The organism is Bradyrhizobium betae, assembly GCF_008932115.1.
Classification (GTDB): domain Bacteria; phylum Pseudomonadota; class Alphaproteobacteria; order Rhizobiales; family Xanthobacteraceae; genus Bradyrhizobium; species Bradyrhizobium betae.
Map to the genome: position 1 here is coordinate 5,223,221 of NZ_CP044543.1, position 19,471 is coordinate 5,242,691.

General features: G+C 65.6%; 16 protein-coding genes. 8 read left to right on the forward strand and 8 right to left on the reverse strand.

Annotation, left to right across the window (positions count from 1 at the left end):
* Window positions 1–91 precede the first annotated feature (91 nt).
* Window positions 92–2,935 (reverse strand): ATP-binding protein, encoded by a 2,844-nt coding sequence (locus tag F8237_RS25025; protein ID WP_151648851.1) that lies wholly within the window; start codon window positions 2,933–2,935, stop codon window positions 92–94.
* 328 nt (window positions 2,936–3,263) lie between these two features.
* Here F8237_RS25025 and F8237_RS25030 point away from each other — a divergent pair, with 328 nt between their 5' ends.
* The 6 genes from F8237_RS25030 to msrA all read left to right on the forward strand — a co-directional run bounded on the left by F8237_RS25030 (window position 3,264) and on the right by msrA (window position 6,730).
* Window positions 3,264–3,932: a sensor histidine kinase gene (locus F8237_RS25030; RefSeq protein WP_151648853.1), complete on the forward strand. Its 669-nt coding sequence runs from the start codon at window positions 3,264–3,266 to the stop codon at window positions 3,930–3,932.
* A 48-nt stretch (window positions 3,933–3,980) separates the two neighbouring features.
* The gene (locus F8237_RS25035) at window positions 3,981–4,613 is read left to right on the forward strand and encodes a VOC family protein (protein ID WP_244625960.1); all 633 of its coding nucleotides are present in this window, start codon (window positions 3,981–3,983) and stop codon (window positions 4,611–4,613) included.
* Window positions 4,508–5,161, forward strand: coding sequence for an epoxide hydrolase family protein (locus tag F8237_RS36980; protein ID WP_244625961.1), 654 nt, complete (start codon window positions 4,508–4,510; stop codon window positions 5,159–5,161). The genes F8237_RS25035 and F8237_RS36980 overlap by 106 nt, the downstream gene beginning before the upstream one ends.
* Window positions 5,158–5,505, forward strand: a complete 348-nt coding sequence (locus F8237_RS36985; RefSeq protein ID WP_244625962.1) for a hypothetical protein — start codon at window positions 5,158–5,160, stop codon at window positions 5,503–5,505. Before F8237_RS36980 ends, F8237_RS36985 begins: the two co-directional genes overlap by 4 nt.
* A 148-nt stretch (window positions 5,506–5,653) precedes the next feature.
* On the forward strand, window positions 5,654–6,076 hold the full coding sequence (locus F8237_RS25045; protein ID WP_151648855.1) for an OsmC family protein: 423 nt from the start codon (window positions 5,654–5,656) through the stop codon (window positions 6,074–6,076).
* A 138-nt stretch (window positions 6,077–6,214) separates the two neighbouring features.
* Window positions 6,215–6,730 carry a peptide-methionine (S)-S-oxide reductase MsrA gene (msrA, locus tag F8237_RS25050; protein ID WP_151648857.1) on the forward strand — a complete coding sequence of 172 codons (516 nt, stop codon included), beginning with the start codon at window positions 6,215–6,217 and terminating at the stop codon, window positions 6,728–6,730.
* 17 nt (window positions 6,731–6,747) lie between these two features.
* Here msrA and F8237_RS25055 read toward each other — a convergent pair whose 3' ends face one another.
* Window positions 6,748–9,585, reverse strand: a complete 2,838-nt coding sequence (locus F8237_RS25055; protein WP_151648859.1) for an ATP-binding protein — start codon at window positions 9,583–9,585, stop codon at window positions 6,748–6,750.
* Window positions 9,586–9,797: 212 nt separating this feature from the next.
* On the opposite strand from F8237_RS25055, the gene F8237_RS25060 reads away from it, so the two are divergent.
* On the forward strand, window positions 9,798–10,787 hold the full coding sequence (locus F8237_RS25060) for a Bug family tripartite tricarboxylate transporter substrate binding protein (protein ID WP_151650660.1): 990 nt from the start codon (window positions 9,798–9,800) through the stop codon (window positions 10,785–10,787).
* Window positions 10,788–10,793: 6 nt separating this feature from the next.
* On the opposite strand, the gene F8237_RS25065 is transcribed toward F8237_RS25060, so the two are convergent.
* From F8237_RS25065 to F8237_RS25085, 3 genes are all read right to left on the reverse strand, one after another.
* On the reverse strand, window positions 10,794–11,933 hold the full coding sequence (locus F8237_RS25065) for an MFS transporter (RefSeq protein WP_151648861.1): 1,140 nt from the start codon (window positions 11,931–11,933) through the stop codon (window positions 10,794–10,796).
* 154 nt (window positions 11,934–12,087) lie between these two features.
* The gene (locus F8237_RS25070) at window positions 12,088–12,498 is read right to left on the reverse strand and encodes a TolC family protein (protein WP_244625963.1); all 411 of its coding nucleotides are present in this window, start codon (window positions 12,496–12,498) and stop codon (window positions 12,088–12,090) included.
* Window positions 12,499–13,486: 988 nt separating this feature from the next.
* Complete coding sequence (locus F8237_RS25085) at window positions 13,487–13,870, reverse strand: hypothetical protein (protein WP_151650661.1); 384 nt, start codon at window positions 13,868–13,870, stop codon at window positions 13,487–13,489.
* 317 nt (window positions 13,871–14,187) lie between these two features.
* Between F8237_RS25085 and bamA the strand changes: the two genes are divergently transcribed.
* Window positions 14,188–16,665, forward strand: a complete 2,478-nt coding sequence (gene bamA / locus F8237_RS25090; RefSeq protein WP_374761600.1) for an outer membrane protein assembly factor BamA — start codon at window positions 14,188–14,190, stop codon at window positions 16,663–16,665.
* Here bamA and F8237_RS25095 read toward each other — a convergent pair.
* From F8237_RS25095 to F8237_RS25105, 3 genes are read right to left on the reverse strand one after another with little or no spacing between them, the layout of a single operon-like run.
* The gene (locus F8237_RS25095; protein ID WP_151648865.1) at window positions 16,662–17,894 is read right to left on the reverse strand and encodes a Zn-dependent hydrolase; all 1,233 of its coding nucleotides are present in this window, start codon (window positions 17,892–17,894) and stop codon (window positions 16,662–16,664) included. The two genes, bamA and F8237_RS25095, sit on opposite strands and share 4 nt — an antisense overlap.
* Window positions 17,887–18,672, reverse strand: a complete 786-nt coding sequence (locus tag F8237_RS25100) for an ABC transporter ATP-binding protein (RefSeq protein ID WP_162006203.1) — start codon at window positions 18,670–18,672, stop codon at window positions 17,887–17,889. The genes F8237_RS25095 and F8237_RS25100 overlap by 8 nt, the downstream gene beginning before the upstream one ends.
* Window positions 18,669–19,442: an ABC transporter permease gene (locus F8237_RS25105; protein WP_151650662.1), complete on the reverse strand. Its 774-nt coding sequence runs from the start codon at window positions 19,440–19,442 to the stop codon at window positions 18,669–18,671. Before F8237_RS25105 ends, F8237_RS25100 begins: the two co-directional genes overlap by 4 nt.
* Window positions 19,443–19,471: the final 29 nt, after the last annotated feature.

The following is a 19,471-nucleotide window of genomic DNA, read 5'->3' on the forward strand; positions in this document are numbered from 1 at the left end:
GACCACCATGGCGGGGCGGATGCGGCTTGGCGTGTTAGAAGTTGTTAGGAGTTGCGAGTAGAATTTTTGCGGTATCCCGTTGAAGATACTCTCAATTCAGCGCGCCAAGCAGCTCTTTGGCGGCGACCAGATCGCGGGTCTGGAGGCCCTCCTGGTATCGCGCTACGAGCGGGGTGAGCAGGGCGCGTGCGTCGCCGGCTTTTCCGGCCTGGCGCCAGACCCGGCCAAGGCTGATTGCGCCACGCAATTCCCAGCCGAGCGCGCACTGCCGGCGCGACAGATCGAGCGATGTCCGCAGGCAGCTCTCGGCCTCAACGGCGTTGCCCGATCGGGCCAGGATGTCGCCCCTGACCCTGAGCATCTCCGGCATGTCGAAGGATTCGCCGTGATCGGGGACCTCCGCGATGGCCTGATTGATCGTGCGGAGAGCCTCATCGGGCTGGTTCTGCGCCGCGAGTCCCTCCGCGAGCGCGGTCGCGAACACCGTCGTCATGATCCGGTGCCGCGTTGCGTACAGCGTTGCCTGGCTGCGGCGAAGGTGCTCGATCCCGCCGGCGATGTCGCCACGGCGAAGCAGCAGCTCGCCTTTCTGACCGATGCCGACGGCGTGATAGGGGCCGAGGAAGTGCCGCGCCGAATGGTCGATCAGCCGCTCGATCAGGATGTCCGCATTGGCCCAGTCGCCGACCCACAGGAACACGTAGATCGTCCAGATCAGGGAGATGCCGAGGGTGAGCGGCTGTTCGAGCAATTCTGCCTCGCGCACCGTGTATCTGGCCGCCTCGATCGCACGATCGGGCCGGCCGGTGAGCCAGAGTCCGCGCGCCAGCGCCACCAGCGCGACGATGCGGTCGTCATAGCCGAGATGGCCGATATTCAGCCGCTGCGAGCCGGGATTGTGCACCATCGCGCTCTCGCAGAACCGCACGGCCTTGTCCTGGTTGCCGATCAGATGATGCGCGACGCCCAGCATCCATTCCACGTTCAGCGCGGCGGCGGGGTCGTTCAGCTTGCGCGCAACACTCTCGCCTTGTGTGCCGATTCCGAGCGCACCGTGAAAATCGCCGACCCTGGTCAGGTAGATGTGCAATCCGCGGAGCAGCCAGAGTTGCCAGTGCAGATCCTCGAGCTCTTGCGCGAGCTGAAGGCTGCGCGTGAACGCGGCACGGACCGTTTCGGTATTGCCCTGCGTGAACATCACGGAAACGCCGAGCGCGGCCTGCAGTGTCATCTCCTGACGGTTGTCGATCGCGTTCGTATCGAGCAACGTCAATGCCTGCTGCGTCCAGCGATAGCACTCCGTCAGCAATGTCAGCTCGAGGAAGAACTGCGCCGCCGAGGCCGCCAGGTCCACGCCGATCGACCGGTCGCCACCGTCCGAAAAGCTCCAGGTCAGTGCAGCCCGGACATTGGGCAGGTGGTCGGCATAGGGAAGGAAGCCGCCCGCGGTCTGCATACCCGTGGCGCTGAGCGCGATGTCGCTGAGGAAGCCGCGGAAGTAGTCGGCATGCGCCCGCGCGACGCGGTCCGCTTCGCCGTGCTCGACCAGCTTGTTGCCGGCGAAGGCGCGCGTGGTGTCGAGCAGGCGGTAGCGCAGCCGCCGCTCCGCCGGCGAAATCGCAATCAGGGATTTGGAGAGCAGGTTCGAGACCGCCTCGACCGCCTCGGGCTCGCTGATGCCCTGGCTGGATGCAACGGCAAGCGCGGCCTCCAGTGTGAACGGCCCGACGAACGCCGACAAACCGCGCAGCGTGGCGCTTTCGGCGGCCGGCAGCAGATCGTAGCTCCAGGCGAGCGCCGCGCTCAGGGTCTGGTGCCGCGGGATCGCGGTCCGCCGCCCGCGCCACAGCAGCGAGAAGCGGCTGTCGAGCAGCGAGGCGGTCCCGGCGATGCCATAGGCGTTCACGCGTCCGGCCGCGAGCTCGATCGCGAGCGCGATCCCGTCCAGCCGCCGGCAGATTTCGCCAACGAGGGGTGCGTCCTCTTCGCTCAGCTCGAATTCGCCCAAGCTTTCGGCAATGCGTTCCACGAAGAGCTGGCTTGCGGGATAGGCAAGGATCTCGGCGAGGCTGAGCCCGTCGCCCTGCGGCGGACAATCCAGCGGAAACAGCCGGTGGACGCGCTCACCCTCGGTGCGAAAGGACTCGCGGCTGGTGGCGAGAATATGCAGCTCTGGCGCCTCCTGGACGATACGCTCGGCCAGCGGCGCGAGCTCGTCGATGATGTGCTCGCAACTGTCGAAGACCAGCAGCATCCGCCGGCTGCGCAGCACTGTCAGCAGACCCGGCATCGGGTCCTCGGAATTGATCGTCAGCCCGAGCGTGGCCGCGATGGTGCCGGGAATGAACCTCGTGTCCGTCAGCGCGCCGAAATCGACGAAATTGACCTGGCCGTCGAAGGCCTGGAGCTCGCCATGCGCGACGGCGAGGGCGACCGAGGTCTTGCCGATGCCGCCAGGGCCGACGATTGTGACGAAGCGATGCTGGGCAAGTTCGGCGCAAATCCTGGCAACCGCATCGTCCCGCCCGATAATCTTCGCGAGCGGCGAAGGGAGTGAGTGCGGGGCCGGGACAGGCGGGCTCGTCCGTTTCTCTGCGGATTCCGCCCGAAGCAGTGGGGCCGCCAGGCAATAGCCGCGCCCGGGGACGTTGACGACGTAGCGGGAGCCTTCGCCGGTATCCCCCAAGGCCTTGCGCAGTGTCGTGATGTGGAACCGCAGGCTGCCTTCGTCGACGGTCACGTCGGCCCAGACGCGTTTGATCAATTCACGCTTGTCGATGACCTCGCCGGCGCGCTCGGCAAGGAAAATGAGGATATCGAGCGCGCGGCCGCCGAGGTGAAGCGGAGCGCCGTCCTTCTCGAGCAGGCGCGACTTTGCGAACAGCCGGAATGGCCCGAAGGAAATGGCCGCATCCTGATCGTGAGTGTCCGGCACGCGCCATGATTCCAGGTGGAAGGGCTAGTATCTGTCGTCTGATCTACCAGAACGAGGTTGTGAGTAAACTGGCCGAAAGTGGCGAAATCGCGCGGCAATCGCCTGAGCGCAGCGGCAATAACCGTCACAAATTTTGTTTAAACGCGAGCGGCTTACGGGGCCAATAGGACAATTTGTCAGCGTCGCTGACTGTCGAGCCGACGCTCGCGCCGCCAATTTGTGCTGCCATCGATCATAACAGAATCTTGCAACGTCTAACGGGCAAAACACGCACGGTGCATCCACTATAGCCTCAGACTTAGGTCCTACGTCCAACGGGGAGGCTACCATGTCCGCTATCGGCTCCAGGCCCGACGACGACGTCGTTCGATCCCAGTACGTCGCCAGTTTCGATGAACAGTCGCGTGATTGGGAACTCGTGTTGCGGGAATCCCACCATCGGATGAAGAACACGCTGACGCTGCTGGGTGCGTCTGTCCGCCGCGATTTCACGCGGGCCGGCATCAGGGACGTGTCGGTCGTGATGGACCGCTTCGAGCGGCGCCTGGTCGCCTTCGGCAGGCTCTATCAACTCTTGTCCGACAGCGATGATGTGTCCGCCGTCGATGTCGAGGCCTTCTTCGAAAGCCTGTGCGGAGCGATCTCCGAGGCGGTGCTGGAGCCGGCTGGCATCCGTTGCGAGGCTGCGATCGAGAGCGGTACGCTGTCGGCGTCGCAATGTCATCGGCTCGCATTGATGCTGACCGAGCTGGTCACGAATGCGGCAAAGCATGCCTTTCCGACCAGGAATGGTGCACTGATCCGTATCGAGGTCGCCAATCGCGACGGCGTTTGGTTCTGCACGGTGGCCGACAACGGGATCGGCGCGACCGGTCCGCTTCAGGGCACCGGCAGCCGCATCCTCGAAGGACTCGCTCGCAGCATCCACGCACGGTTGCAGGGTGAGGCCGGGCAGGGCGGCACGCGGGTGACCATCGTGATGCCGGCCGCCGCGTGAAGACGCGTCTGCCCGCAATCGCTCGCGAGCCATAACAGGGAGTTCGACATGGCGACACCGGACATCGACCGCGACAGCGCGGCCAAATCCTCGAATGAGCCTTCGACATCGCGCAGCATCGACCTGAAGCTCGAAGTCGTCGTGATCCCGGTGTCGGATGTCGATCGCGCCAAGGCGTTCTACACCCGCATCGGCTGGCGATTGGACGCCGATTTTGCCTCCGGTGACGCATGGCGGGTGATCCAGTTCACGCCGCCCGGCTCGGCCTGTTCGGTGATCTTCGGCAGGAACGTCACCGCGGCAGCGCCGGGTTCGGCACGCGGGCTGTACCTGATCGTGTCCGATCTGGAGGCCGCGCGAGCGGATCTGCTCGATCGCGGCATTGACGTCGGCGGACCGTTCCACGGCGCCGGCGATGTTCACGCCGGACCGGACGAGCCGTATCTGTCCGGCAGCGTCCGGGTCGGTGGTGTCGATCCGAAGCGCGGCAGCAGCGATGACCGCGGTTGCTGCCAGCGTCGCGAGCCTGTTGCTGTTGCATCCGCTACTGGCAGAACGACTATGACTGGCGCAAGATGGAAGCGCGGCTCAACGCGCTGCCGCAATTCGTCACCGAGATCGACGGCGTCGACATCCACTTCATTCACGTCCGTTCCAGGCACGAGAATGCGTTGCCGATGATCGTCACCCATGGTTGGCCGGGCTCGATCATCGAGCAGATGAAGATCGTCGGCCCGCTCACCGATCCGGCGGCGCATGGCGCGAAGGCCGCGGACGCCTTCGATCTGGTGATCCCCTCGCTGCCGGGCCACGGCTTCTCCGGCAAGCCGACCGCGCTCGGCTGGGATCCGCAGCGCATCGCGCGCGCCTGGATCGTGCTGATGAAGCGTCTCGGCTACAACCGCTACGTTGCGCAGGGCGGCGATTGGGGCAATGCCGTCACCGAGCAGATGGTGATCGCGCCGCCGGAATTGCTTGGCATTCACACCAACATGCCCGCCACCGTCCCCGATGAAATCGTCAGGGCGCTCCAGCCCGGCGGGACGCGGCCGGCGAATCTCTCCGCCGGGGAGCGCATCGCCTACGATCAGCTCGACGACTTCTACAAGCACGGCCTCGGCTATGCGATCGAGATGTCGAGCCGGCCGCAGACGCTCTACGGCCTCGTCGACTCGCCGGCGGGCCTTGCGTCCTGGATGCTCGATCACGATGCGGCAGCGCCGCGATGATCGCGCGCGTGTTCGACGGCAAGACGGAAGGGTTGTCGCGGGACGATGTGATCGACAACATCACGCTCTACCGGCTCACCAACACCGCGGTGTCGTCGGCGCGGCTCTACTGGGAGAACAAGCTGGTGTTCTTCGAGCCGAAACACATCAGGATCCCGGTCGCTGTCAGCGTCTTCCCGGACGAGATCTATGCCGCGCCGCGCAGCTGGGCCGAGAAGGCCTATCCCAGGCTGATGCACTACAACCGCCTCGACAAGGGCGGCCACTTCGCCGCCTGGGAACAGCCTGCGCTGTTCAGCGCGGAAATGCGCACCGCGTTCCGCCCGCTGCGCCAGTCGATCTGAGAACCTGTCTGGAATGGAGCCAGGCAGCCTGGCCACGAACGGAACCACTGCGGCGTTCGGCCGGTTGGAATGGCGACAGGCGGTCGTGCCAATGTCGCTATCCTCCGGTACGCAGCGCCGGTGCTAAAAACCAACAAGGAGAATTGAGATGATCCGCAAGGCAACAGCAGTCTGGAAGGGCACCGGTCGCGATGGCACCGGTCATCTGTCGAGCGAATCCGGCGTGCTCGCCGGGACGCCCTATTCGTTCAAGACCCGTTTCGAGAACGAGAAGGGCACCAATCCCGAGGAATTGATCGCGGCGGCGCATGCCGGTTGCTTCACGATGGCACTGGCGTTCGGCCTTCAGATGGCCGGTTTCACGCCGGACGAGCTCTCGACCGAGGCGGCTGTGACGCTCGAGCCCGAAGGAAAGGGCTTCAAGATCAGCAAATCCGCGCTGACCCTGCGTGCCAAGGTGCCGAACCTCGACGATGCAGGTTTCGCCAGGATCGCCGGCGAGGCCGAGAAGAACTGTCCGGTGTCGAAGGTGCTCAACGCCGCGATCACGCTCGACGCAAAGCTGGGCTGACCGCGTAGCTGCGCCCCCTGTCCATCCGGTTTCCAGGCCGGGTGGATAGACACCGGGCCCTGGCTTTCAGCCAGGCAGCCGAGAGCCTATATTGAGACAAATGCAAAGCGCACAGAGCGACCAATCGGGAGCGGACAGATGACGACAGAGCGCGCGGTGTTGGCCGGAGGCTGTTTCTGGGGCATGCAGGATCTCATCCGCAGGCAGCCCGGCGTGATCTCGACGCGGGTCGGTTACACCGGCGGGCACGTCAAGAACGCCACCTATCGCAATCACGAAGGCCACGCCGAAGCGATCGAGATCGTCTTCAATCCGGCCAAGACCAGCTTCCGGACCATGCTGGAGTTCTTCTTCCAGATCCATGACCCGACCACGCTGAACCGCCAGGGCAATGATCTCGGCACGAGCTACCGCTCGGCCATCTTCTATACCAGCGACGAGCAGAAGCGGGTTGCCGAAGACACCATCGCCGACGTCGAGGCGTCCGGCCTGTGGCCCGGCAAGGTGGTGACTGAAGTCGCGCCCGCCGGCGAGTTCTGGGAAGCCGAGCCGGAGCATCAGGATTATCTCGAACGCTATCCCGACGGCTACACCTGCCACTTCATCCGCCCCGACTGGAAGCTGCCGCGTCGCGCAGCGGCCGTGGGAGGCTAGGGCGCATCGGCGCGCGATCAGTTTCGCAATTGAGCGACCAGATCGCGCGCGATGCGCATGTCGGCGATATCAGCGCCTTCGGCAAACGCGCCGAAGACATTGTCGAGAAGAGTCTGAGCTTCCGCATTCTGGCCGGCGCCGATCATCAGCCGCGCGAGGCTGGTGGCGCAGCGCAGCTCCCAGAAGCGCGCGCCCTGCTGGGCAGCAATGCCCATGGCTTCGCGAAAGCGGGCTTCGGCCTCGCCTGCATGTCGCGCGCTCCTGAGCATCAACTCGCCCTTGATGCGGATCAGCTCCGGCAGATACCAGAGCTCCTGCCGGTCGTTGCAGCGGGTCAGCACGTCCTCGATCACGTCGAGGCCGCGGTCGACCTGGTCGGCCTCTCCGGAACACGCGGCGAGCTCGCCGAGCAGGGGGAGGAAGCGCGGCAGGAAGCGTGCATCGCCGGCGCGATTGAGCTCGTCGCGGAGTAGCGGCAGGCCCGTCTCGATATCGCCGCGCCTGGCCATGACCGCCGCATTGAAGGCTCGCGCCCACAGACCCCAGAGACGGATGGCGTGGCGCTCGGTGTGTTCGAGCAGCTCGGCGCCGTGGCGCTCCGCGGCGTCGAAATCACCGGCCCAGAACGCGATCGGGCAGGCGGCCTGTCCGAGCACGCTGCTGAAGGTCAGCGCGTGGCCGTTGGCGCGGCCTTCCTCGATGTTTCTGGCGGCGAGCGCCTGGGCCTGATCGGCCTCGCCCTGCAGCCACAGGATGCGGGCGCGGAAATATTGCGTCGATATTCTCAAGTCCAGCGGGAAGATCTTCGGCTTCTCCGCGAGCACGTGCAGCGAGGCGCTGACGCGGTCGATCCGAACGCGCGCGTCGTTCTGGTCACCGAGATAGTGCAGCGCCACCGCCATCAGCCGGTCGCTCAGCATGACGTCGGTGCTATCAGGCGAGTTCGCGGCGGCGCTGGCAAAGCGATCGGCCAGGGCGCGTGCCTTGCCGAACTGTCCGTTGTTGAACTGGTCGATCGACAGGCCCCAGAGCGCGCGCAGGCGAAAGTCCTTGTCGTCGAGCTTTTCCGCCAGTTCGAATGTCGTCTCGAGGATCGGGCGCGCCTCACGGGCGCGGCCCTCGCCATACATCAGCGACCAGCCGAGTGCCGACAGCAGTTGCATGCGGGTCCGGTCGTCGCCGTTGTCGCCGAGCGCGGCGAGCGCGGTCCGGGTGCGCTCGCGGCATTCGGCGAACAAGGAGAGGCGGACCCACAACGTGACCGCGGCAACCGTCAGCCTGATTCCAAGCGCCGTGTCGCCGTCGGGCGCGAAGGCCCAGTCCAGCGCCGCGCGCACATTGTCCAGCTCCGCGCCGTAGATGCCGAGCCATTCGGGCAGCGGCGTCGACGTGTCGGCGTCGGCGCGCTCGAAGAACTCCCGAAAATGCTCCGCATGGCGCCGCGCGACCTGCCTGGTTTCGCCGAGCTCGTTGAGCTTTGCGTGTGCGTAGGTGCGGGTGGTGTCGAGCAGGCGATAGCGCAGCGTCCGCGAGCCTGACGGCGAGATCAGCGATTTGGCGACGAGGCTGTCGATCCCTTCGAGCGTTTCCGATGTGCTGAGCCCGTCGCCGGCTGCGATCGTGGCAGCCGCTTCCGGTGCGAAGGGCCCGGCGAACACCGAAAGGCGCCGCAGGGTGGCGCTCTCGGCCGGAGACAGCAGATCATAACTCCAGTCGAGCGCTGCGGCGAGCGTCTGGTGCCGGGGCACGGCGGTGCGTCGCCCTCGCCATTGCAGCGAGAAGCGGCTGTCGAGCAAGGATGCGGTGCCGGCGATACCGTAGGCGTTGACGCGGCCCGCCGCCAGCTCGATGGCGAGCGCAATACCGTCGAGGCGCCGGCAGATGCTGGCGACCAGCGGGGCCTCTTCGGCGCTCAGCTGGAACGGACCCGAGCTCTGTGCGATGCGCTCGACGAAGAGCTGGGCCGCGGGATAGGCGAGCACCTCGGCGACATCGAGGCCCTCGCGCTCGGGCGGGCAGTCCAGCGGGAACAGCCGGAAGATGCGCTCGCCCTCGCTCCGGAACGATTCGCGGCTGGTCGCGAGCACGCGAAGCTGCGGCGCTTCGCGGACGATGCGTTCGACCAGCGGCGCCAGCGCGTCCAGCACGTGCTCGCAACCGTCGAAGATCACCAGGGTCGGGCCGCTCTTCAGAAATGTCAGCAGGGCCGGTGTCGGATCTTCCGCGCTGATGGTCAGTCCGAGCGCGGAGGCGATGGTGGTGGCGATATGGCTGGCATCCCTGAGCGGACCGAAGTCGACGAAGAAGACGCGCCCGCCGAAATCCTGGGAGCGGCGATGCCCGACGGTGACGGCGACGGCGGTCTTGCCGATGCCGCCCGGGCCGACCACGGTCATGAAGCGATGCAGCGACAGCCCGTTCGCGATCTTTTCGACGATCTCCTCCCGCCCGACCATCCTCGAGAGCGGTGCGGGGAGGGAGCGGGGCGGCAGGATGTCGACGGTCGGCTGCGCGGCGGCGGCGGCCGGCTGAGCCAACGAGGCGACAAAGCAATAGCCGCGTCCGGGCACATTGACGACATAGCGGGCTGATTTGCCGGTATCGCCCAGCACCTTGCGCAAGGCTGCGACATGGAAGCGCAGGCTGCCCTCGTCGACATTGACGTCGGCCCAGATGCGCTTGACCAGCTCGCGCTTGTCGACGACTTCGCCGGGGCGCTCGGCGAGGAAGATGAGAATGTCGAGCGCGCGGCCGCCGACATGGAGCGGCGAGCCCTCCTTCTCCAAGAGCCGGGACTTCGGAAGCAGTCGAAATGGCCCAAAGGAAATGGCCGGGTCTTCGTGATGGTCTGGCACGCGCCATTGCCCCCGCAACGGGAGTCCAAAGGTATTACTTTATGGTCTATCAGAACGAGGCGTACAGTAAACCGGCGGAAAGCAGTGGGCAGGGCTGACAGCCCTGCGCGCATGGCTTGGGTCGGCCGATCCATCGAAATAACGCTTGAAACGGAATGGGTTAGGCTCGCGTGACCGCCTCGACAGTGACCACCGGCTTCCGGAATTCGACCATGGCTTCCTTCTCGCGCCGACAGATCGTTCATGCGCTATCGGGCGCAGCGGCGCTGGCGGCGCTGCCGCGCAGCGGACAAACCGCTGACTATCCGTCTCGTCCCATTCGCCTCGTGCATCCCTACGGAGCCGGCGGAGCGGGGGACCAGATCGGGCGTCCCTGGGTGGACAAGATGTCGTCGCTGCTTGGGCCGACCTTCGTCGACTATATCGGCGGTGCTGGCGGCGCGATCGGGACGGCCGCGGTCGCGCGCGAGGCGCCCGACGGCTATTCGCTGCTGCTCGGCAACGGCTCCACGCAGGTCATCATTCCCCTGACCTCGGCAAATCCCGGCTATTCCGTCGACGATTTCCGCGCCATCTACCGCCTGATCAGCACTGCGCTGGTGTTCGCCGTGCATCCGTCGCTGCCGGTCACGAACCTGCGCGAGCTGATCGCCTACGCCAAGGCCAATCCGGGGAAGCTCTCCTACGGGACGCCCGGCATCGCCACCGGAAACCATCTGGTCGGCGAATCCTTCAAGCAGCAGGCCGGCGCACTGGATATCGTCCACGTGCCCTATCGGGGCATGTCGCAGGCGGCCAACGACCTCGTCAGTGGCCAGATCTCGCTCGTCATTGGCGTGATGTCCGTTCAATTGAAGGAACTCGGCGAGGCCGGGAAGGTCAGGCTGCTGGCGGTCACCACCGAGAAACGGCTGAGCGGTGCTCCGGAGATTCCGACCGCCGTCGAATCCGGCATGCCGGATCTTCGCTATGAGGGCTGGTTCGGCATCTTCGCACCGAGGCGCACCGACGATGCGATCATCGACCGGATCGCGCAGGCGACGCGGCTGGCCATGTCCGATCCGGCGCTGCTGGCGAGCTACCGTGCCCAGGGCCTGGAGCCCGACGGCGATTCAAGCCCGGACAAATTCCAGCGCATCGTCGAGGCGACGACGGCGAGCCTGGCACCGGTGATCAGATCGATTGGACTGAGCAAATTGTGAGACGGCTCAGGCGCGCTGGCGCGTGACGATGCGGGCTGACAGCGTGACGAGACCCATCAGCGCAGCCAGTATCCAGAATGCCATCGACAGTCCGCCGAGACGTGCGACGAAGCCGACACCGGCAGGACCGACCAGGATGCCGGCATAGCCCGCGGTCGTGATCGCCGCGACGGCGAGCCCCGTCGGCATCACCGTTTGCCTTGCGGCCCGGCGGAACAGCACCGGCACGAGGTTCGAGGCGCCGAGCCCGATCAGCAGGAAGCCCGCGACGGCGACCGCCGCTACGGGCGCCGTGAGCAGCACCACGAAACCCGCGATCGCAATGAGGCTGCCCCAGATCAGTGTCATGCGGTCGCCGATGCGCGCGACGACGGCGTCGCCGCCGAGCCGTCCCACCGTCATCGCGATCGAGAACACGATATAGCCGATCCCGCCCTGCGTGTCGGAGACGAGGCCCGCGCCGATCACGAGCAGCGCGCTCCAGTCGAGCATCGCGCCCTCGACCAGGAAGGTGATGGCGCCGAGGAGCGCCAGCAGCAGCACGGAGCCATGCGGCAGCACGAACAGCTGTCCGTCCTGCACCTGCACCGAGCGAAGCAGGCGCGGCCAGGTCAACAGCATCGCGATCAGCATCAGGAACGCGCAGATCAGCGTGGAGGCGAGTGCGCCCGTCTGCAGCGAGAGCAGTGCGGTCATCAGCGCCGATCCGGCAAAGCCGCCGATGCTGAACAGTGCATGGAAGCCCGACATCAGCGGACGTGGCGCGTCGCGCTCCACCTCGACCGCATGGATGTTCATGGCGACGTCGATGGAACCGAGCGCGGCGCCGAAGGCGAGCAGCGCGAGCGCCAGCGTGGCCGGCGAGCTCGCGACGGCCAGCAGCGGCAGCACCAGCGCCAGACCGAGCCCGCCGGCAAGGATGATCGGCTTGCTGCCGTAGCGCGCACTCATCACGCCAGTCATGAGCATCGCGACCACCGAGCCGATGCCGAGGCTGAGCAGAAGCAGCCCGAGCACGCCGTCGTCGACGCCGAGCCGCGCCTTCGCGAACGGCACCAGCGGCGCCCAGCACGCGATGCCGAAGCCTGCGACGAGGAAGGCGAGCCGCGTCGCAAGGCGCGTCGCCGGCCGGTCGGCAGAATGCATGGGAACTCCGGAGAAAGCGGGGCAAGGCGTTCGATTAGCCCTGCGATTGCCGCGACTTTATGTCCGGGACGCGCGCGGGCCGTCGCCGGTTGCGGCGAGCTGCAAACGGACGCGCAGGCCCTTCGGCGCGTTGTCGAGCAGCACCAGCGTTCCGTCATGCGCGGTCACGATCGCCTGCGCGATCGACGGTCACTGACGCCGTGCCACTGACGGAGGGAAACAGGCCTGCGCTGGTCTGCTGCACCGTTGCGCGTGCCTCGCGCACCGCTGCCTTGGCTTTGGCGACATCGGGATTGGCTTCGACGGCCTGTTCGATCAGCCGGTTGAGCAGGGGATCGCGCAGGCGCAGCCACCAGCGATCCAGTGTGCCGGTCTGCCGCCGGGACGCCGGCTTGGCGCTCCAGTGCGCGGGCATATCCAGCCTGGGCGGCCCGGCGTATTCCGGGCCGACCGCGCAGCCGGCCAGCATCAGCGCGAGGCAGGCTGCTCCGGCGCGCAATTGCGTCGGCCGATGAGTCTCCTTTGCGGATGGCACGGGGATTGCGAGGAACGAATGTGACGACATCAAATCGGCTGGGATCCATTGGCCTGGCCCCGGGAGGGGCGCCCTTGGCCCTCGGAGGGGCAGGAAGGGGCTGGAACCACTAGCCGGGTGATCGTGGCCTTTCAGCAGCCCGAATGTTGCTGGATGTAAACAGATGTTGCGGAGCGTCTCGACGGCGGCGGCACGCTGTCTGCCGGACTGGACCTCGGCCCTGTTTCGCGGCTCTGTCAACCCATTCCTGCAAAAATATTCCACTTTACCGAAATTCGGAAATGACGTATGTGTCGCTTCATCCCGGCTCATCCTTGAGGGGCGATCGTACGTCGTCACGAGTTGCGAGCCGGGCCTGCGGTGGACGCGGCAGCGTCGTGCGCGAGAGGTCAAGGGCAGGGCGGGTAGTCCCTGTGAGCCCGTGGCTACGTGCGGACGAACGGCGCCGAAGCGTACGGCAAAACCGTGTGGTCCTGACCGTCGTTGCTACGGTCAAGCTTTTGCGGAGATGTGCGCGAGCCCAACCGGGTAGACGGCATCGTCAATTCGCGGGGCGAGGGAGGCCAGAAGGAAAGTTCGGCTCCCGGGAGAGCACGGCATAAGCCGTCCGACCATCGCGCAGGGAAGGCCGAGTGATCGGCGACACCTGTATGCTGCTGTGCGGTTCTTCTGCGTGTGCTTTTCGCGCAGCAGACCGCGGGTGCCCGCCGGCACCCGGTCTTCCCTGCGCCCTCTTGGATTTGAGGGCCGACAGAAGAAGCAAAACTCGGGCGAGATGCGCCGCGAGGATGAGAAGGCGTGTCCTATGTTTTAGAGCCTGAAAATCGATGATGCGGGCTCAACCTCATCACCGTCACCCTGAGGTGCGCGCTCTGCTGCGCGTAGCGCTGCAGAGTAAGCCTCGAAGGGCGACGGCCCCGCTGCACCTCGGCCGTGCATCCTTCGAGGCTCCGCTTGCGATGCTTTCGCATCACAAGCCTCGCACCTCAGGATGACGGAGCTGTCAGCCGCCCGCCGCTCACCACGAAATCGGAATCCTCCGCGCGAATCCGCCGAGATCCGAGTCGGGGTAGAGCGGCTGGCGATCGAGCGGCCGGTTGTTGTTGCCACGGGCGAACGACGTGCCGGGCGGAAAAGCGTAGTCGGCAAATTTGCGTTCGCCGGGCAGCACTTCGGTGCCGCCATCCAGCCACGACCGCTTGCTCACATAGAGGCGGGTGCGCGGCCCCGACTGGTAGGACCGGTTGGGGCCGCGCGGACCGTACTCGTAAACGGCATTCGGTGTCGCCTGCGGCCGATCGCGTTTGCCGGTGGTTGCGGCATGAGCGGCGAAGGTCGAGGCGAGGAAGAGAAGCAACACCGTTCTGGTCATGACAATCGTGCTCATCGGCGAATACCCCATGCGAGTTCCTGATGTGGTGGCCTCTCGCACCGGCCCGCGCGCCTGTAAAGAATTCGCGCGTTGCGCGATGTTGCTGCGCGCCCGGGAGGGCGGCGCGCGTGCGATGACTGCAGGATCGAGCCACTCGACGCTGACGGTGCGCGCGGCCGGTCCGGCCGCCTCGACCACGCGGCTGATCCGCCAATCAAATTCAACGACCGGAAACAGTACAGCAATCTCAAAGCCACACCGCGGCCACAGCCGTTTCGTCTCAGAGCAGGTGCGTGCTCTTGAGGTGTGGAATGTCGGTTTTGCGGGCCTGGCTGGTCGCGGTGGCGATGAGCGGTATGTCGATTGCGAGTTCAATTCCCGTCGTGCTGTTGCCGCAGCCGGCGGCCGCGCAAGTCGCGGAGACGATCGTGGTCGAGGGTAACCGCCGCGTGGAGGCCGAGACGATTCGCTCCTACTTCAGGCCCGGCCCCGGCGGGCGCCTCGACCAGCCCGCGATCGACGACGGTCTGAAGGCGCTGATCGGCACTGGTCTGTTTCAGGATGTAAAGATCAATCAGGCCGGCGGCCGCATCGTGGTGTCGGTGGTCGAGAACGCCGTGATCGGCCGCATCGCGTTCGAGGGCAACAAGAAGATCAAGGACGAGCAGCTCTCGGCCGAGATCCAGTCCAAGGCGCGCGGAACCTTCTCGCGGGCGCTGGTGCAGTCGGACACGCTGCGCATCGCCGAGATCTACCGGCGCTCGGGCCGCTACGACGTGCGCGTCACGCCCGAAATCATCGAACAGCCGAACAATCGCGTCGACCTCGTCTTCACGGTCGAGGAGGGAGCCAAGACCGCGGTCAAGTCTGTCGAGTTCATCGGCAACGGCGCCTATTCGGCCGCGCGTCTGCGCGACGTCATCAAGACGCATGAGAGCAACCTGCTCAGCTTTCTCGGCAGCAACGACATCTACGATCCCGATCGCGTCGAGGCCGACCGCGACCTGATCCGGCGCTTCTACCTCAAGAACGGCTTCGCCGACGTCCAGGTCGTGGCCGCGCTGACCGAGTACGATCCGGAGAAGAAGGGCTTCAACGTCACTTTCAAGATCGAGGAAGGCTCGCAGTACCGCGTCGGCACCGTCGACTTCCGCTCCAGCATTGCAAATTTTGACGCGAACTCGCTGCGAAGCCTGTCGCGCGTCAGTGTCGGCTCGCTCTACAACGTGGAATCGGTCGAGAAGTCGACCGAAGAGATGCAGATCGAGGCGTCGCGCCGCGGTTATGCGTTCGCCGTGGTCCGTCCCGGCGGCGACCGCAACTTCGCGGCGCACACGGTCTCCGTGGTGTTCAACGTCGATGAGGGCCCTCGCACTTACATCGAGCGCATCAACCTTCGCGGCAACACGCGGACCCGGGACTACGTGATCCGGCGCGAATTCGACATCTCCGAGGGCGACGCCTACAACCGTGCGCTGGTCGACCGTGCCGAGCGCCGGCTGAAGAACATCGACTACTTCAAGAGCGTCAAGATCGTCACCGAGCCCGGCTCTTCCAGCGACCGGGTGATCCTGATCGTCGACCTCGAAGAGAAGTCGACCGGCGACTTCTCGATCTCGGGCGGCTACTCCACGAGCGACGGTGCACTGGCCGAAGTCTCGGTCTCCGAGCGCAACCTGCTCGGCAAGGGGCTCTATGCCAAGGCGTCGGTCAGCTACGGCCAGTATTCGCGCGGCGTATCGCTGTCGTTCGTCGAGCCCTATCTGCTCGACTACCGGCTGGCGCTTGGATTCGACACTTATTGGAAGGAGCAGAAATCGAACAGCTATACGAGCTATGGCGTGACGACGCTGGGCTTCTCCCCGCGCCTCGGCTTCGCGCTGCGTGAGGATCTCTCGCTGCAGCTCCGCTATTCGCTGTATCAGCAGAGCATCACGCTCGCCAGCGCCTACAACAACTGTAACAACAACGCGGCCAACACCTCGCTGGCCTTCAACCCGACGCCTTCCTACATCAAGAACGTTCTCGGCGGTGTGGATCCGACCAACACGACGAGCTCAGGCGTCTATGGCTACGGCTGCTACGGCGACGGCGAGTCGAGCCTGCCGGTCCGGAAGGAGCTGGCGAACGGCGCGACCTGGACCTCGTCGCTCGGCTACACGCTGAACTACAACACGCTTGACAACAACAAGAATCCCACTGACGGTCTGCTGGTCGACTTCAGGCAGGATTTCGCTGGAGTGGGCGGCGACGTCACGTACCTGAAGACGGTGATCGACACCAAGTACTACACCCCGCTCGTCTCCGACATCGTCAACGTGATCCATCTTCAGGGCGGCATCCTCAACAGGATCGGCAACAACGATCTTCGTATGCTCGACCATTTCCAGATGGGCCCGAACCTGGTGCGCGGCTTCGCCTCCAACGGCATCGGTCCGCGCGACATCACCTACCTCAACTACGGCGCCACCGGCGATGCGCTCGGCGGCACGAAGTACTGGGGCGCCTCCATGGAGCTGCAGATGCCGTTCTGGTTCCTGCCCAAGGAGGTCGGGTTGAAGGGCGCCGTCTACGCCGATGCCGGCTCACTCTGGGGTTATCAGGGGCCGACGTCGTGGTCGGCCACGGGCGAAGTCAACACCAAGGCCTGCCCGACCTGCGGCCTGCAATATGACGACGGCAACGTCGTGCGGTCGTCGGTCGGCGTCGGCCTGATCTGGGCCTCGCCGTTCGGCCCGCTGCGCTTCGACTACGCCGTGCCGCTGTCGAAGGGCAAATACGACACGGTTCAGGAGTTCAGGTTCGGCGGCGGCACGTCGTTCTAGCCACTCAGTATCCGCTTGCAGGCGTCGACGAAAACCTCGGCGCCGGCGATGATGTCGGCGTCGGCGGTGTTCTCGGTCCAATGGTGGCTGATGCCGCCGATCGACGGCACGAACAGCATGGCTGCCGGCATCACGGTCGCAAGCATCTGCGCATCGTGGCCGGCGCCGCTCGGCATCCTGATCGATCGTCCGTCAGCCATGGCCTTGCTCGCGGCTTCGATTGCGTCCTGGAAGCCGGCGTCCATCATGGCGGGAGCACCGGTGCGCAGCTTCGTCACGGTGACGGCGCAAGGGCCCTCCGCGGTGACTTCGTCCGCCATCGTCCGCAACAGATCCTCCAGCCGTGCGATGACGGACGGATCATCGTCGCGGATCTGGAACAGCATTTCGGCCCCGCCCGGAATGATGCTCGGCGCGCCCGGATCGAGCGTGATGCGGCCGGTGGTCCAGACCGTGCGGGGCCCACAGACGGCGGGGAAACGCTGGTCGATCGCCACGCAGAACTTGGCCAGCGCAAGCCCGGCATCCTTCCGCACGGCCATGCGGGTGGTGCCGGCGTGGTTCTGTTCGCCGGCGAAATTGATGCGATACTGCCAGATGCCGACGATCGAGGTCACGACCCCGATCGCGAGCTTGCCGCTCTCGAGCGTATCGCCCTGCTCGATATGCGCCTCGAGATATCCGACGTGTCGCTTCGGCTCGACGCCGACGCGCGCACGACCGGCGAGACCCATGTCGGCGAGCGCATCCCGCATGGTGCGGCCGTTGGTGCGGTCGCGCGCGGCATCGATCTCGGCTTCGCTCACTTGCCCGACATAGGAGCGCGAGCCGAGGAAGCTGCCGAAATGACCTTCCTCATCGCACCAGGCGGCGACTTCGACCGCGCCCTTGAACGAGGGATCGGCGTTGAGGACGCGGGCGGCTTCGAGCGCATAGACGACGCCGAGCGGGCCGTCGAGCCAGCCGGCGTAGTTCTGGCTCTCCAGATGCGATCCCGCCAGCAGCTTCGGTCCGGCTTTGCTGCTCGTGCCGAACACATTGCCGATGCCGTCGATCCCTGCGCCGAGGCCGGCCTCCGCCAGCTTCTGCAGCAGCCAGTCCAGCGAGCGCTTGTGCGGCTCGGAGAAGGTCGGCTTGTGCACGCCGGTCTCGTAGGCGCCGATGGCACGGAGTGCATTGAGGTCGGCGAGCACGCGCTGGCCGTCGACGAGTGATCTGGTGTCAGGCATGTTCGGCAACCTTCAGCGCCTCGGTGCGAATTTCCTCGACCAGCCGTTCCTTCAGCTGGACGAATTCGGGCGTGGTCTTGACCTTGTAAGAGCGCGGATGCGGCAGGTCGATCGCAATGTCGGCCTTGATCCGCCCGGGGCGCGCGCTCATCACGATGACGCGGCTGCCGAGGAAGATCGCTTCCTCGATGTCGTGGGTGACGAACAGCACGGTTTTCTGGTCGCGCTCCCAGATCCCGAGCAGCATCTCCTGCATCAAGGCGCGGGTCTGGTTGTCGAGCGCGCCGAAGGGCTCGTCGAGCAGCAGGATCTTCGGATCGTTGGCGAGCGCGCGCGCAATCGCAGTGCGCTGCTGCATGCCGCCGGAAAGCTGCTTGGGCCAATGGTTCTCGAAGCCGGTGAGGCCGACCTGGCGGATGAAAGCGTCGGCGATCTTGTTGCGCTCCGTCTCGGACACGCCGCGCTCGCGCAGGCCAAAGGCGATGTTCTCGCGCACGGTGAGCCAGGGAAACAGCGTGTAGGACTGAAACACCATGCCGCGATCGGCGCCCGGGCCGGTCACCTCGCGGCCGTCGAGCACCACACGGCCGCTGGTCGGGCGGTCGAGGCCAGCGACGATGCGAAGCAGCGTTGACTTGCCGCAGCCGGAGGGACCGAGGATGGTGACGAAGTCGTTGTTGCCGATGGTGAGATTGGCCGGCTCCAGCGCCCGGGTCGGCGCGTTGCCGTGGCGGGCGGGGAAGGTTCGCGAGACCTGCTCGATCTTCAGCGTGGTCATGCGAGCCTCCACGGAAACAGCCAGGCGTTGAACGCCTTGAACAGGAAGTCCGAGATGAGGCCGATCAGGCCGATCACGATGATGCCGAAGATGATCTGGCCAGTGTTGAGCAGCGCCTGGCTGTCGGTGATCATGTGGCCGATGCCGGAGGACGAGCCGATCAGCTCGGCGACGATGACATAGGTCCAGGCCCAGCCCAGCACCAGCCGGAGGATCTCGGCGATCTCGGGCGCGGAGGAGGGCAGCAGCACGCGCCTGATGATGCCGCGGTCGCTGGCCCCGAGCGTATAGGCCGCTTCGACCAGATCGCGCCGCGTCGCGCCCACGGTCACTGCGATCATCAGGATGATCTGGAACACCGAGCCGATGAAGATCACGAGCAGCTTTTGCAGCTCGCCGATGCCGGCCCACAGGATCAAAAGCGGAATGAAGGCCGAGGCCGGCAGATAACGCGCGAAGGACACGAAGGGTTCGAGGAATGCCTCGACCGGCTTGTAGGCGCCCATCAGCACGCCGAACGGCACTGCGATGATGGCGGCCAGCGCAAAGCCGCCGACAACGCGCCAGATCGTCATGCCGATGTCGTAGACGAACCCCTGCTTCGCCAGAAGGTCGTAGCCTTCCTGCACCATGGTCAGCGGGTTGGCGAGGAACACTTTCGACACATGGCCGCCGAAGGTCGCCCACGACCAGAGGGCGACGAACAGGACGAAGAACGCAAGGCCGTAAACCACGCGCTGCTTCGATGTCACGGGATCCAGGGGACGCATCAAACGATCTATCCGGGAGGGAAACAAGC

Coding starts and splice junctions, on each gene's coding strand:
- F8237_RS25045 (WP_151648855.1), top strand. CDS start 5,654: ATGATCCGCAAGGCAACAGCAGTCTGGAAGGGCACCGGTCGCGATGGC.
- F8237_RS25035 (WP_244625960.1), top strand. CDS start 3,981: ATGGCGACACCGGACATCGACCGCGACAGCGCGGCCAAATCCTCGAAT.
- F8237_RS25100 (WP_162006203.1), bottom strand. CDS start 18,672: ATGACCACGCTGAAGATCGAGCAGGTCTCGCGAACCTTCCCCGCCCGC.
- F8237_RS25070 (WP_244625963.1), bottom strand. CDS start 12,498: ATGTCGTCACATTCGTTCCTCGCAATCCCCGTGCCATCCGCAAAGGAG.
- F8237_RS25085 (WP_151650661.1), bottom strand. CDS start 13,870: ATGGGGTATTCGCCGATGAGCACGATTGTCATGACCAGAACGGTGTTG.
- F8237_RS25095 (WP_151648865.1), bottom strand. CDS start 17,894: ATGCCTGACACCAGATCACTCGTCGACGGCCAGCGCGTGCTCGCCGAC.
- F8237_RS36980 (WP_244625961.1), top strand. CDS start 4,508: ATGGAAGCGCGGCTCAACGCGCTGCCGCAATTCGTCACCGAGATCGAC.
- msrA (WP_151648857.1), top strand. CDS start 6,215: ATGACGACAGAGCGCGCGGTGTTGGCCGGAGGCTGTTTCTGGGGCATG.
- bamA (WP_374761600.1), top strand. CDS start 14,188: ATGAGCGGTATGTCGATTGCGAGTTCAATTCCCGTCGTGCTGTTGCCG.
- F8237_RS25105 (WP_151650662.1), bottom strand. CDS start 19,442: ATGCGTCCCCTGGATCCCGTGACATCGAAGCAGCGCGTGGTTTACGGC.
- F8237_RS25030 (WP_151648853.1), top strand. CDS start 3,264: ATGTCCGCTATCGGCTCCAGGCCCGACGACGACGTCGTTCGATCCCAG.
- F8237_RS25065 (WP_151648861.1), bottom strand. CDS start 11,933: ATGCATTCTGCCGACCGGCCGGCGACGCGCCTTGCGACGCGGCTCGCC.
- F8237_RS36985 (WP_244625962.1), top strand. CDS start 5,158: ATGATCGCGCGCGTGTTCGACGGCAAGACGGAAGGGTTGTCGCGGGAC.
- F8237_RS25060 (WP_151650660.1), top strand. CDS start 9,798: ATGGCTTCCTTCTCGCGCCGACAGATCGTTCATGCGCTATCGGGCGCA.